Source organism: Pseudobutyrivibrio sp. MD2005 (genome assembly GCF_000621865.1).
In the GTDB taxonomy this organism is placed as follows: domain Bacteria; phylum Bacillota; class Clostridia; order Lachnospirales; family Lachnospiraceae; genus Pseudobutyrivibrio.
Genome location: NZ_KK211359.1, coordinates 251,221 through 266,372 on the forward strand (window position 1 = coordinate 251,221; position 15,152 = coordinate 266,372).

Sequence of the window (15,152 nt, forward strand, 5' to 3'; positions counted from 1 at the left end):
TATGAGCGATTTTTCTTTAACTATAAATATTCCTTCAGAACATATTGATAACATATTCGGTCAGTTTGATAAGAATATCAAAACAATCGAAAAGGGAATGGAAATTTCATTTATTCCCAGAGATGATTCAATAAAGGTTGTGGGTGAGAAAAGCCACGTTGAACACGGAATAGTTGTTGTAGACGAGCTTTTATCACTTTCTAAAAAGGGAAATATTATAACTACTCAGGATGTAAACTATATAATGTCAATCGAACAAGAAAAAATAATTAGTCATGATGTGTCAGAGGCTAGAGGCGAAATCATTTGCCATACCACAACTGGTAAGCCTGTTGCACCTAAGACTTTGGGACAGAAGAAATATGTAGACGCCATCTCCGATAATATGATTGTTTTCGGAGTTGGTCCTGCAGGTACAGGAAAAACATATCTTGCAATGGCTAAGGCCATTACAGCCTTTAAAAACGAAGAAGTTTCTAGGATTATCCTCACTAGACCTGCAATTGAAGCAGGGGAAAAACTTGGATTTTTACCAGGAGATTTACAAAGTAAGGTAGATCCATATCTTCGCCCATTATATGATGCTCTTTATCAAATTATGGGTGCTGAATCATTTCAGCGTAATATGGAAAAAGGTCTTATTGAGGTTGCACCTCTTGCATACATGCGAGGCCGCACCTTGGACAATGCTTTCATCATTCTTGATGAGGCCCAGAACACAACACCTGCACAGATGAAGATGTTCCTTACTAGAATTGGTTTTGGTTCAAAGGCAGTCATCACAGGAGATAAGACTCAGAAGGATTTACCTAGCGGCGTAAAATCAGGTCTTGATGATGCCATGAGTGTTCTTAAAAACATTGATGATATCAAAATCTGCAATCTTGATGCAAAAGATGTTGTAAGACATCCACTTGTTCAGAAGATTGTTAACGCCTACGAGGTTCACGACAAAAAGCTTGAAAGCAGAAATAAAAGGACAAAATAAATGATTCACACAAATAGATTTTCTACAATGAGGATTATTTACTCAATAGCTATAGCATTTATTTTTATCCTTGCAAACACTTTAATGTGTTCCTTGGCTTCTGTTTTGATTGATAGATATATTTGCATTATTGCTATTAATATTTGTTTCTTTTGCTTGTTTTTATTGCTTATTATTAGAAACCGATTAGAAGGGCGATTGCCGGAGTTTAATTATATTTCTTATGGCAAAATAGCGGTTGTTGTATTGATTGACTGGGCAATCACAATAATATGCGGTGCTGCAGTGCCAAATTTTTTTGCGCCGCTTATTGTTCTTCCGGTGATAGCAAGTGCAGTTTTTGACGAAGGATTAACCAACACTTTTGGTTTGTATTTAGTGCTGATATTATCATTATGTTATGACTATGACGTTAATCTGGTTTTATGCTATACCACAATGATTCTATTTGGCGCAGCTATTGCTCATTTTTTCAAGAGCAAAGAAACAATCAAGAGCCTGTATGCGCTTTTGATTATGCTTGCGATTACCACAATGGTTTCCAGCATATTTTATTATTTTGATTTTACAGAGCTTACTCTTTCTGTATTTATATTTGGCATGATTAGCGGATTGGTTGCATGCGGCATTACGGTGGTAGTATTACCTATACTAAATCATTTTGTGCAACAATCTCAAGAAATTGTATATGAACGCTTTTTAGAAGAGGACTTTATATTGTATAATGAGGTTCGACAGTTTTCTATGATTGAGTTCAAACATGCTTCAAGACTTGCTCGTCTTGCTAGAAAGTGCGCAGAGGCAATCAATGCTAATTACAGGCTTGCGGAGTGTGGCGGTTTTTACTACAGGCTTGGCAAAATCGAAGGTGAGCCTATCATTGATAATGCCATTAAGCTTGCTAACAATTATTGTTTGCCAAATGATGTTATTCAGCTTTTATCTGAATACGGTGGCATCGTATCGCTGCCTAGTTCCAGAGAGTCAGCCATTGTTCATATGGTAGATTCAGTGTTAACCAAGGTTGAGCTTTTTGATCAAGATTCAATGACAAGTACATGGAATCAAAATATGGTAATCTATCAAACTATTAACGAGCTTTCACAAAAAGGCTTTTATGATAATTCAGGGCTTACCATGAATCAGTTTTTGACAATACGTGAAATTCTGGCAAATGAGGATATTTTAAATGACAGTTTATATTGAAAATGAATGTGAAGTAAACTTTGATTTTGATTATGAGAAAATTGCAAAGGATGTTATAAACACCGCAATTGACTTCGTTAAGTTTCCATTTGAATCTGAGGTAAGTATTACAATTACTAACGATTCAGGCATTCAAGTTATTAATAAAGAATTTAGAGAAATCGATGCTCCAACTGATGTTTTATCTTTTCCAATGATAGAATACCCAGAAGCTGCTGATTTTTCTGAAATAGAAGAGAACGATGATTTGTTCAATCCAGAGTCTGGTGAAGTAATCTTAGGGGATATTGTTTTAAATATCGATAGAATCTACAAACAGGCAGAAGATTTTGGACATTCTGTTCTTAGAGAATACGCTTTTCTTATAGCGCATAGTATGTTACATTTATTTGGGTTTGACCATATGACTGATGCAGAGGCAGAAGTTATGGAAAATAAACAAAGAGAAATCCTTGATATTCTTGGAATTTCTCGAGACTAATGAAAAGGAGAAACTAATCAATGAAAAAACAATTAGTATCCGCTTTGCTTGTCCTTTCAATGGCAACATCTTTAATCGCATGTGGAAAAAAAGAGGAGGAAGAAATTGTTGACAGTGCTAACGCTACTGCTACAGAGGAGCAGGTAGAGCCTGTTGATGATTCAGCTGCATTTTGGGATCAGGTTTCTGAAGACGGAAAGGTACGTAGCTATTTAACTGGAGATTGGGTTGATGCAGAATATGGTAGACAGCGTCCAGTTGCAGTTATGATTGAAAATACTAAGGCTTGCTTACCACAGTATGGTATCGCAAATGCAGGTGTTATTTACGAGTGCGTTGTTGAAGGTGGCATCACACGTATGATGGCTATTTTTGATGATTACTCAGGATTAGACAGAATCGGTAACATCCGTAGTTCACGTCCTTACTTCGTATATTTCGCAAGTGAGTATGATGCAATTTATATGCATGCAGGTGGTAACCCAGCAGCTTTCGAGCTTATCGATGATAAGAATCTTGTAGACAACCTCAACGCTCTTACATTAGAGGGCAAGAAGGGAAGCAGCGCTGCATTCAGAACAGGTACATCAGAGCATACACTTTACACTAACTCAGATGGTATCGATATCGGTATTGAAAAGATGAAGTATAGCACAGAGCTTCCTTCTAATTACGAGCCACACTTCAAGTTTGCTGAAAATGGCAACACTCTTGAAAATGGTGAAGATTGCGAAGCAGTTCAGCTTTACTATTACACAAATAAGCCTTATTGGATTTACAATGAGGATGATGGACTTTACTACAGATATGAGTTCAACCAGAAGCAGGTTGATGCTATCACAGGCGAGCAGTTAACAGCTAAGAACATCATCATTCAGGATGTAGCTTGGTTCACATACACTGGTTCTCAGTATCTTGGATACCTTCTTTCATTCAACACAGGTACAGGTAAGTACATCACAAATGGCAAGATGGTAGATATCGTTTGGTCTAAGGATGCTGATACAGAAGTTACACATTACTACTACAAGGATAGCGGCGAAGAAATCCAGTTAAATGTTGGTCAGACATGGATTCAGGCTTGCCAGGGTAGCGGTGAAGGTGATTTCACAGATGACAACGAGTATTACGCAGATAAATCAAAATTTAGTAAGGCAAAATAATTAGTTTATGAGAGGAAGAAACAGGAAGAGCGATGCCAGTTTCTTAATGCAGGGAAGTATCCTTGCTATGGCCTCAATCATTAGCCGTATTGTGGGACTCATTTATAGAATCCCACTTACGGCTACTATTGGGGATACAGGAAATGATTATTACGGTACCGCTTATGAAATTTACAATATAATATTACTTATATCCTCGTACAGTATACCGCTTGCAGTTTCAAAGCTTGTTTCTGCAAGAATAGCCAAAGGGCACGTTAGAGACGCAAACAAAGTTTTGCACGGAGCCCTTCTTTTTGCGTTTATAAGTGGAGGTGTTGCCTCCCTCATAGTATATTTTGGTGCAGAGTTTTTTACGGGAACATTACTTAAGACACCTTTATCAGCAATTGCTCTTAAGGTACTTGCTCCAACACTTTTAGTTGTTGCGCTTTTAGGTGTTTTTAGAGGTTTTTTCCAAGGATTAGGAACTATGATTCCTAGCGCAATTTCGCAGATTGGAGAGCAGATTGTAAATGCTATCGTATCCGTAGTTGCTGCTAAGATACTTTTTGATTATGGTAAAAAGGTTGGTGGCGTATTAGGAAACGTCCACAGATATTCTGCAGCATATGGTGCGGCTGGTGGTACTCTTGGTACATCTACAGGTGCAGCCTTTGCATTATTATTTATCCTGTTTATATACTTTGCTTTTAGAAAAGTATTTAACAAAATGCTAAAAAGGGATAGACATAAGCATTTTGAAAGTTATGTTGATGTCTTACCAGTATTAATTATGACTATTATACCTGTACTATTAAGTACTACGGTTTATAATATAAGCTCAATTATTGATCAGGGATTTTTCAAGAATATTGCAACAATTCAGGGGTATGATGTAGACACAATCAGTAAGTACTGGGGTGTCTTTGCAGGTAAGTACAAGGTACTAATTAATGTACCACTTGCAATAGCATCATCTATGGCAGCTTCCACTGTACCTAGTCTTACAGCTGCATTTCACTCTAATGATATGGAGCTTGTGAAAAAGCAGATCAATATGGCTAACAGATTTGTTATGGTAATAGCATTCCCATGCTCTGTGGGACTTATGGTATTGGCTTCGCCAATTATGCAGCTCTTGTTTAATGATAGCGAAAAGACTACAGCTATGATGCTTGTAGTTGGTGGCTGTTCAGTTGTATTTTATTCATTATCAACTCTATCAAATGGTATCTTGCAGGGTATCGATAGAATGACAACTCCAGTAAAAAATGCTGTTATTGCATTAGTTGCGCATATTGTATTGCTATTTGTTTTGATGGAATTATTCCATCTTCATATTTACGCAGTAATTATTGCAAATGCATTTTACGCATTACTTATGTGTTATCTTAATCAATCTGCAGTTCTTAGATATTCAGGTGCAACACTGGATGTTAAAAAGGTGGTACTAGCACCTCTTGAAGCATCTGTTATTATGGGTGTTGTTGTTTATTTGGTTTATCATATGTTAGATGCTGTATTTGCGTTGTTTATGTCAGCTAGAGCAAGCAATTTCTTTGGCTGTGTATTTTCAATAACTCTTGGTATCATCGTTTATTTTATCGCGTTATTGTTATTTAGAGGGCTTGATGAAGAAACGATTCTTAGATTCCCTGGAGGAAATAAACTTTGCAATATAGCATATTCATTACATTTATTGAGGTAGTTCTATGAATACAGATGAAAAGCTTTATGACGTTTGTATAGTTGGAGCTGGATTTTCAGGACTTGTTCTCGCAATCAAACTTGCGAGGGCAGGTCTTTTGGTATGTCTAGTGGATTTAAATAGAGTGGTAGGTCGAAAGATTCTTTCAACAGGTAATGGTAGATGTAATTTTACTAACAGTAGAATGAATAGCGAATACTTCTATAGCAATGGAAGCTTAGATTTCATCACTGATAATCATGAGGAAATTAGGGCATTTTTTAGAGAACTTGGTGTTTTTGATAAGGATTTAGATGGATATTATTATCCTGTTACTAATCAGGCTAAAACAATCAGAGAGGCTCTTGAAAATGAAATTGATAGTCTTTCTATAGATGTGTATCTCGACAACAGAGTTACAGATATTGCATCCACCGATACTTTTAAAGTTACAACTACACGAAACATTATTAATTCAAAGAAGGTTGTAATTGCATCTGGTGGTCTTAGTGCAGCCACTTTAGGTTCTTCTAAAATAGGCTATAAAATGGCTACAAAATTTGGAATGAAAGTAACAAAGCTTGCTCCATCTTTAGTTGGTGCAACATCAAATGAAATCTGCTTAAAGGATTTAGCTGGAGTTAGGGCTTATGGAAAAGTCAATTATAGAGGCCATGAATGCGAAGGAGAAATCCAGTTCAACAAGGATGGTGTTTCTGGTTATCCTGTAATGTGCGTTAGTAGATTTATCGGTTTTGATGAGTTAAACAAAAATCTTTCAGATATTTCTATAGATTTCATACCATATTTATCAAAGGAAGAGCTTCAAGAAGAGCTTAAGAAGCGTTTTGCCACAAAGGGTGAAAGATCAGTGCTCGCTTCGCTTGTTGGCTTATGTAATGAAAAAGCCATTGATGTTGTAGTTAGTTATGCAAGAATCTACGGAGATACTGCAGTGAAAAAATTGGATGAGGAAGATATTGAAAATCTAACTCATTATTTCAAAAATTTCCCTATCAGAATTACTGGTACAAAGGGCTTTGATCATTCTCAGGTTACAGCCGGAGGTGTTGATTTAAATGACATCGATTTAAGCTCCATGGAATCAAAGAAACAAAAGGGCCTGTATTTCATAGGTGAAGTATTAGATGTTGATGGTATATGTGGCGGATATAATCTTTCCTTTGCATATACATCGGCAACAATAGCAGCGAATCATATTAAAGGTGAATAGATGATAAAAATCGATCAAATTAAGCTTAGTATAGATGAAGATGAAAGCAAGATTAACAGTCTTGTGGCTAAGAAATTAAGGGTTAAAGAAAACGACATTAAGAGTATTAAGATATTGAAAAAATCAATTGATGCCAGGAAAAAGCCTGATATTTACTTTGTATTTTCGATAATTGCTGAGCTTCAAAAGGATATGGAGGCAAAGGTTTTAGATAAGGCAAAAAAGGATAATAATATCAATCATTACAATCCTAAAAACTATGAAATGCCTGCTATAGATAGCAAAAATCTTCCTAAGAATCCTCCAATTATTATAGGCGCAGGACCAGCAGGACTGTTTTGCGCATATATTTTATCACTTAACCATCTCAACCCTATTGTTTTTGAACGAGGCAAAATGGTTGATGATAGGACAAGTGATATTTTAAAGTTCTGGGAAACAGGCGTACTTAACACATCATCCAATGTACAATTTGGTGAAGGCGGCGCTGGAACATTTTCTGATGGCAAGTTAAACACTCTTGTTAATGACAAATTAGGACGCAATAAATTTGTTTTAGAGACATTTGTTAAATTTGGTGCTCCATCGAATATCCTTTATGATTACAAGCCTCATATCGGGACTGATATTTTAAAGCAGGTTGTTTCGAATATGCGTAAAGAAATTATTTCACTTGGTGGAGAATTTCATTTTGAAACTCAGGTTGATGAGCTTGTTATAGAGGATGGAAAAGTTAAAGGTGTCAAAGCTAATGGTAAGACATATTTAAGTGACTCAATTGTGCTTGCTATTGGTCACAGTGCAAGAGACACCTTCAAGATGCTATATGATACCGGAATTCATATGGAGGCAAAGGATTTTGCGGTAGGCTTTAGAATAGAACATCCTCAGGAAATGATTTCACGTACAATGTATGATGCGGCATTTTCAAAGCTTCCTCCAGCACCATACAAATTAGCAACAAATCTTTCTAATCAGAGGGGTGTTTATTCCTTCTGTATGTGTCCTGGTGGCTTTGTAGTCAATTCTTCATCAGAAGAGAATCATTTGGTTGTAAATGGAATGAGCTATTCAAAGCGTGATAGTAAAAACGCAAACAGCGCAATTGTGGTATCTGTAGGTGCTAGAGAGTTTGATAAAAGCAATCCATTAGCAGGAATTGAATATCAAAGAACAATCGAACATAAAGCATTTACATTATGTGAAGGCAAAATACCTCAGCAGCTCTATGGAGATTTTAAAGCTAAGAAGCTGTCTAGTTCATATGGTGGTTTTTCTTCCGAAACTAAAGGAAATGTGGCCTTCGGAATGCTTTCTGATATATTTTCTCAAGACATTTACCAGTCTTTTATTGACGGCATGGGTATGTTTGGGGCTAAAATAAAAGGGTTCGATAGAGACGATGCAATCCTTTCAGGTGTTGAAAGCCGAACATCATCTCCAGTTCGAATCAATCGAAATGAATCATTTCAAGCAAATGTAGCTGGATTATTCCCTTGCGGTGAGGGAGCTGGCTACGCAGGTGGCATTACATCAGCAGCAATGGATGGAATCAAGGTTGCTGAGGCAGTAGTGTCTCATATAAGTTTATAGAATAGGTGGGAATATCTGTGGCAGAATACACTCCAATGATGCAGGAGTATCTTAAGACAAAAGCTGAATATGAAGATTGTATCTTATTTTATCGCCTTGGCGATTTCTATGAGATGTTTTTTGAGGATGCCAAGGAGGCATCTAGGGTATTAGAGCTCACTCTTACTGGTAAATCCTGCGGTGCTGAAGAAAAGGCTCCTATGTGTGGCGTTCCTTTTCATTCGGCAGATACATACATTAATCGTCTGGTTGCAAGAGGCTATAAGGTGGCTATTTGCGAGCAGGTAGAAGATCCAAAAGAGGCAAAGGGCCTTGTAAAACGTGAAGTTATAAGAGTTGTCACACCTGGTACCAATATCGATCAGCTTGCATTAGATGAAGGCAGTAACAATTACATCATGTCCTTGATCTACAATAAAGGGATCTTTGGTATTGCTTCTTGTGATGTTTCAACAGCTGACTTTTTCCTTACAGAGGTCGACAGTACACGTAAGCTTATTGACGAGCTATATAGATTTAACCCTGCGGAGATTATTTACAACAAATCTCTATATGAATCAGGAATAGATATAACTGATGTAGCTGAAAAGCTTACTTGTTCTCTTACACAGTTGGATGAGTCATATTTTGACGATGCACTTACAACTCGAGAGATTTTGACGCATTATAAAGCTCATTCTCTCGAAGGACTTGGCTTAATTGATTTTTCAGTTGGAAAGACCAGTGCTGGTGCACTCTTAATCTATTTAAAGGAGACCCAAAAGTCTGAGCTTTCTCATTTGACGCACATCACTCCATATACAGATGGTAAGTTTATGCTTATTGACAGCTCTACAAGACGAAACTTAGAGCTAACTGAAACAATGCGAGATAAGCAAAAGAGAGGTTCACTTCTTTGGGTTCTTGATAAGACAAAGACAGCCATGGGTGCCAGACAGCTCAAATCTTTCATCGAACAGCCATTGCTATCAGTAGATGAAATTATTAAGCGTCAGGATGCAATTGAAGAAATCAATGGGGCATTAATTGATAGAGAAGAGCTTAGAGAGTACCTTACATCGGTTTACGATTTAGAGAGACTTATCACTAAAATTACATATCAATCAGCAAATCCAAGAGATTTAATCGCCTTTAAACAATCTATAGGAATGCTTTCTCCTATAAAATCATTGCTTAATGGTTTCCATTGTCATTTGTTTAATGAGTTAAATAACAACATCGATGACTTAAAGGATCTATATACTCTTATTGATGCTGCTATTATAGATGAGCCTCCAATTTCTTCTCGCGACGGAGATATAATTAAATCTACATATAATGATGAGGTAGCCCGACTTCGAAGCGCAAAGGTTGACGGCAAGAAATGGCTAGCTGATTTAGTAGAGAAAGAAAAAGAAAAGACCGGAATCAGTAATCTTAAAGTTAAATTTAATAAAGTCTTCGGATTCTATTTAGAAGTAACAAACTCATATAAAGATATGGTGCCAGACTACTATATACGTAAGCAGACACTTGTTAATGCTGAACGCTATTATACTCCTGAGCTAAAAGAGCTGGAGGACAGCATATTAGGTGCAGAAGATAGACTTAACACAATCGAGTATGAGTTCTTCAAAACAGTACGAGATACTATCGCTGCAGAGGTTGATAGAATTCAGATTAGCGCCAAAGCAATTGCTGTATTAGATGCAATTATCTCTATGGCTGTTGTTTCTGAAAAGAATCATTATATTAAACCTATAATTAATAACCGTGGTGTTATTGATATTAAGGATGGTCGCCATCCTGTTGTAGAGCAGATGATAAATGCAGACCAGTTTATATCAAATGATTGTTATTTGGATCTCGATAATAACACAATTGCTATTATTACTGGTCCAAATATGGCAGGTAAATCTACTTACATGAGACAGATAGCTCTCATTGTACTTATGGCTCAGATAGGCTGTTATGTTCCAGCGGGCAGTGCCACAATTGGTGTAGTAGATAGAATTTTTACTCGTGTAGGAGCTTCAGACGATTTATCTACTGGACAGTCTACTTTCATGGTAGAGATGAATGAAGTGGCGAATATCTTGCATAACGCTACCAATAAATCTCTTTTGATTCTTGATGAAATAGGAAGAGGAACATCTACTTACGATGGTCTTTCTATTGCATGGGCAGTTGTGGAGCATGTTGCTTATAACATTGGAGCCAAGACATTATTTGCTACTCATTACCACGAGCTTACTGAATTGGAAGGACAGCTCAAGGGCGTTCATAATTATTGCATCGCAGTTCAGGAGCTTGGAGAGGATATTATTTTCTTAAGAAAAATCATTTCTGGAGGGGCCGATCAAAGTTATGGTATTCAGGTAGCAAGACTTGCAGGTCTTCCAGAGGAAGTGCTATCAAGAGCAAGAACTATCGTTAATTCTTTAAATGATAATGATATTGCCGCTGTGTCTGATAGAATTGCACTTCAGGAATCGCTTGAAGAAAGACTTAAAAGTGTAGAAGGTACATCAGTTTCAGAAAAAGACTTAAGCATTATTTCAGAACTAAAATCTCTGGATGTGACTAAAATCACACCTTTAGAGGCAATGAATATTTTGTTTGATTTTCATAACAGGGTTGGAGAATAATGGGAAAAATAAACATATTAAGCCAAGAAACTATAGATAAGATAGCTGCTGGCGAGGTTGTTGAAAGACCTGCCAGTGTTGCAAAGGAGCTTATTGAAAACAGTATTGATGCTGGAGCCACTGCGATTTCTGTTGAAATCAAAGGTGGTGGAATAGAGTATCTTAGAATCACTGACAATGGAAGCGGCATTGAAAAAGACCAAATCAAGGTAGCATTTTTGAGACACTCCACAAGCAAAATCGAATCTGCTGAAGATTTGGCTAATGTCAGATCCTTGGGCTTCAGAGGTGAAGCTTTATCAAGTATATCAGCGGTTGCTAAAGTAGAGCTTATCACCAAAACAAAAGATTCTCTATTAGGCGCCAGTTACATAATCGAAGGGGCAAAAGAGATTGGGCTTAATGACATAGGAGCACCTGATGGAACTACATTTATTGTGCGTCAGCTTTTCTACAACACACCGGCCAGAAAGAAGTTTCTTAAATCAGAAAGTACCGAGGGGAGCTATGTTTTTGATGTCGTCGAGCATCTTGCATTGTCTCACCCTGAGATTTCTTTTAAGTTTTTACTTAATGGCAAGGAAAAGCTTATTACATCAGGTAATGGTTCCCTTTCGGATACAATTTATCAGCTTTTTGGTAGACAGATAGCATCAAACATTCTTGATATCGAATATGTTGGTGAAGATTTCAAAATCAATGGTTTTATCGGACAATCTGTTATAGCCCGTGGCAATCGTGCTTTTGAACACTTCTTTGTTAATAATCGATATATCAAGAGCAATAATTTATCAAGAGCATGCGAGGAAGGTTATTACGGCTTTTTAATGGGTCATCAATATCCATTTTTTGTCATAAATATCAATTTTGATGATGCTGCCGTAGATGTAAATGTTCATCCTACAAAGCAGGAAGTTCGTTTCGAAAATGAAGCGGTCATCCTTGAAGCTCTGACAAAAACAATAAATAATCGTCTTAGACGCAGAGAAGATGTGCTTGAAGCTCATGTGGAAGAGCCTAAAGCTGAGGTAAAGCCTATTGTTGAAGTTGCAACAGAAGTAGTAACTACTCCTGTTGTTGAAGAAGATACAGAAGAAAAAGCTGTCAGTGATAAAAAAGATTACACTGATGTAACTGAAGCTGTAACTTATGAATCTAAAAAAGCTGCTCCAGAGCCAGAGGTAATTCCTCCGTCAAAAATCAAAATGCCAGAACCTTTCGAAAGAGATAGACTGGAGCAAATAAAAGCAAAGGTTACACAGCAGATTCGTCAGGATACACCTTATGAGAAAAAATTTGCTGAGAAAAACAGAGGTGGAGCCCAATATGAGCAAATCAGCTTTCTTCAGAAGGAAGCCGTTAAAGAGCACAAGATTATAGGGCAGGTTTTTGATACATATTGGATAATTGAATACGATAAAAAAATGTATATTATTGATCAGCATGCAGCGCATGAAAAGGTGCTCTTCGAGAAGTTTATGGCTGAACTGAAAAATAATGATATGACCTCTCAGATGATTAGCCCACCTGTTATTGTATCCCTTACACCACAGGATATACTTTTATTTGAAAACTATCAGGAAGCCTTTGAAAAGATTGGATTTAGGGTTGAATCTTTTGGAGGTAATGAATTAGCTATAAACGGTGTCCCAGGAAATATGCTAAATCTAGATCCTAAAGCTTTATTTATGGAAATTCTTTCTGATTGCAATAGCTTTAAGGCATCTGATTCCTTTGACATGATTGTGGAAAGGGTTGCATCTATTTCTTGTAAGGCTGCCGTAAAAGGAAACAATCGTCTTTCTCTACCTGAGATTAAGACGTTAATCGATGATTTATTAGATCTTGAAAACCCATATCATTGTCCTCATGGTCGTCCAACCATGATTTCATTTTCAGAATATGAGTTAGGAAAGAAATTTAAAAGGATTGTTTAATGAAAAACTTAGTTGTATTAACAGGTCCTACAGCTGTTGGAAAAACATCACTTTCAATTAATCTCGCCAAGCAACTTAATGGCGAGATTATTTCTGCTGATTCCATGCAGGTGTATAAAGGAATGGATATTGGAACTGCAAAAATCACTAAGGCTGAAATGGATGGCGTAACACATCATCTCATAGATATTATTGAGCCTACTGAGGATTTTCATGTCGCAAGATTTAAAGAGCTTGTGGAAGAGGCTATAGATAAAATCTACGCAAAAGGGAAGCTTCCTATCATTTGTGGTGGCACTGGATTTTATATACAAGCTATTCTTTACGATATTGATTTTTCGGGCAACGAAATTGATAAAACTTACAGAGAAAAGCTTGAGTGTTTTGCTGATGCACACGGTAACGAAGCATTACATCAAAAGCTTTTGGAAGTAGATGAAGAATCAGCTCTTAAAATTCCAGCAGCCAATAGAAAAAGAGTGATTAGAGCTTTAGAGTACTTTCATCAGACCGGTGAAAAGTTTTCTGAGTATAATGCCACACAGCGTGAGAAAAAAAGTCCTTACAATTTCGCATATTTTGTACTAAATGATGATAGAGATTTGTTGTATAATCGCATAGATAAACGAGTAGATATCATGATGGAGCAAGGGCTTTTAGAAGAAGTTAAAGGCCTTATAGATGCAGGTCTCAAAAGAGGCATGACTGCTATGGATGGCATCGGTTATAAAGAGATATTAGATTATTATGAGGGTAATCTTTCGTTAGAAGAGGCTGTAGAGCTTATAAAAAAGAAATCTCGAAATTATGCAAAGCGTCAGCTTACATGGTTTAGAAGAGAGAAAGATGTAGTGTGGGTAGATAAAACAATTTATAAATCTACCGAAGATCAGCTGGAATTTATAAAAGAAACCCTAAAGAAGAAAGGAATTATAGAAAGTGTTTGAGATTTACAAGAATTTTGATATTTCAAAAGAGGTCTATGACTATGGCGAAAACATCTTAAATGACCTTAAAGAACGTTTTAATGAAATAGATAAAGTTGCCGAATACAATCAGCTTAAGGTTTTAAAAGCTATGCAGGAGCATAAGGTTGCTGCAGAATGCTTTAATACCTCTACTGGTTATGGCTATGATGATGTTGGAAGAGATACACTTGAAAAAGTTTACGCATCAGTCTTCAAAACAGAAGATGCACTTGTCAGACCACAAATCACTTGTGGTACTCATGCACTTGCACTTGCTCTCATGAGCAACCTTCGTCCTGGTGATGAATTACTTTCACCAGTAGGCAAGCCATACGATACACTTGAAGAAGTAATCGGTATTCGCCCATCAAATGGCTCTCTTGCTGAATATGGAATTACTTATACTCAGGTAGATTTGCTTGAGGATGGTGGTTTTGATTTTGATGGTATCAAAGCTGCAATCAATGAGAAGACAAAGCTTGTAACAATTCAGCGTTCAAAGGGCTACGCCAACAGACCAACACTTTCAGTCGAAAGAATTGGTGAGCTTATTTCATTTATAAAGGGCATTAAGCCAGATGTTATCTGTATGGTAGATAATTGTTACGGCGAGTTTGTTGAGACAATCGAGCCTACTGAAGTGGGGGCCGATATGTGTGTTGGTTCTCTTATTAAAAATCCAGGTGGCGGACTTGCACCAATCGGTGGCTATATCGTTGGAACAAAGGCTTGTGTCGAAAACGCAGCTCATCGCTTGACTTCCCCAGGACTTGGAAAAGAAGTTGGAGCTTCACTTGGCATCATGCAGTCTTTCTATCAGGGATTCTTCCTTGCTCCAACAGTAGTAGCTGGAGCTTTAAAGGGTGCAATCTTTGCAGCAAATGTATATGAAAAGCTAGGCTTCTTATGCATTCCAAATTCAACAGAACCAAGATTTGATATTATTCAGGCTGTTTCGTTCCTTAAGCCAGAAGGCTTAATCGCATTTTGCGAAGGAATTCAGGCTGCAGCTCCTGTAGATTCTTACGTAACACCTGAACCATGGGATATGCCAGGCTATGACAGTCAGGTTATTATGGCTGCAGGAGCTTTTGTTCAGGGTTCTTCTATAGAGTTGTCTGCGGATGGACCACTTAGACCTCCATATACAGCATTTTTCCAGGGCGGTTTAACATGGAATCATGCAAAGCTTGGAATTCTTAAGTCATTACAAAAACTAGTTGATGCTTGCCTTGTGAACAAATCACAACTGTGTTAAAATTTTGCTGTTGAATATTTTTAAGTTG

The 15,152-nt window shown here is 37.1% G+C and carries 11 protein-coding genes; all 11 read left to right on the forward strand.

Annotated elements, in window-relative coordinates:
- Position 1: 1 nt before the first annotated feature.
- From T498_RS0112455 to T498_RS0112505, 11 genes are read left to right on the forward strand one after another with little or no spacing between them, the layout of a single operon-like run.
- The gene (locus T498_RS0112455; protein WP_028236201.1) at positions 2 to 988 is read left to right on the forward strand and encodes a PhoH family protein; all 987 of its coding nucleotides are present in this window, start codon (positions 2 to 4) and stop codon (positions 986 to 988) included.
- On the forward strand, positions 989 to 2,194 hold the full coding sequence (locus T498_RS0112460; RefSeq protein ID WP_028236202.1) for a hypothetical protein: 1,206 nt from the start codon (positions 989 to 991) through the stop codon (positions 2,192 to 2,194).
- On the forward strand, positions 2,178 to 2,675 hold the full coding sequence (gene ybeY / locus T498_RS0112465; RefSeq protein WP_028236203.1) for an rRNA maturation RNase YbeY: 498 nt from the start codon (positions 2,178 to 2,180) through the stop codon (positions 2,673 to 2,675). The genes T498_RS0112460 and ybeY overlap by 17 nt, the downstream gene beginning before the upstream one ends.
- A gap of 20 nt (positions 2,676 to 2,695) precedes the next feature.
- Positions 2,696 to 3,838 carry a DUF3048 domain-containing protein gene (locus T498_RS0112470; protein ID WP_028236204.1) on the forward strand — a complete coding sequence of 381 codons (1,143 nt, stop codon included), beginning with the start codon at positions 2,696 to 2,698 and terminating at the stop codon, positions 3,836 to 3,838.
- Positions 3,839 to 3,845: 7 nt separating this feature from the next.
- Positions 3,846 to 5,528 carry a putative polysaccharide biosynthesis protein gene (locus tag T498_RS0112475; RefSeq protein WP_028236205.1) on the forward strand — a complete coding sequence of 561 codons (1,683 nt, stop codon included), beginning with the start codon at positions 3,846 to 3,848 and terminating at the stop codon, positions 5,526 to 5,528.
- Positions 5,529 to 5,532: 4 nt separating this feature from the next.
- Positions 5,533 to 6,741, forward strand: coding sequence for an aminoacetone oxidase family FAD-binding enzyme (locus T498_RS0112480; protein WP_028236206.1), 1,209 nt, complete (start codon positions 5,533 to 5,535; stop codon positions 6,739 to 6,741).
- Positions 6,742 to 8,334, forward strand: coding sequence for an NAD(P)/FAD-dependent oxidoreductase (locus T498_RS0112485; RefSeq protein ID WP_028236207.1), 1,593 nt, complete (start codon positions 6,742 to 6,744; stop codon positions 8,332 to 8,334).
- A gap of 35 nt (positions 8,335 to 8,369) precedes the next feature.
- Positions 8,370 to 10,961, forward strand: a complete 2,592-nt coding sequence (gene mutS, locus T498_RS0112490) for a DNA mismatch repair protein MutS (protein WP_081779766.1) — start codon at positions 8,370 to 8,372, stop codon at positions 10,959 to 10,961.
- Positions 10,961 to 12,898: a DNA mismatch repair endonuclease MutL gene (mutL, locus tag T498_RS0112495; RefSeq protein ID WP_028236209.1), complete on the forward strand. Its 1,938-nt coding sequence runs from the start codon at positions 10,961 to 10,963 to the stop codon at positions 12,896 to 12,898. The genes mutS and mutL overlap by 1 nt, the downstream gene beginning before the upstream one ends.
- Positions 12,898 to 13,845, forward strand: a complete 948-nt coding sequence (gene miaA, locus T498_RS0112500; protein ID WP_028236210.1) for a tRNA (adenosine(37)-N6)-dimethylallyltransferase MiaA — start codon at positions 12,898 to 12,900, stop codon at positions 13,843 to 13,845. Before mutL ends, miaA begins: the two co-directional genes overlap by 1 nt.
- Positions 13,838 to 15,124 carry a methionine gamma-lyase family protein gene (locus T498_RS0112505; protein WP_028236211.1) on the forward strand — a complete coding sequence of 429 codons (1,287 nt, stop codon included), beginning with the start codon at positions 13,838 to 13,840 and terminating at the stop codon, positions 15,122 to 15,124. Before miaA ends, T498_RS0112505 begins: the two co-directional genes overlap by 8 nt.
- Positions 15,125 to 15,152: the final 28 nt, after the last annotated feature.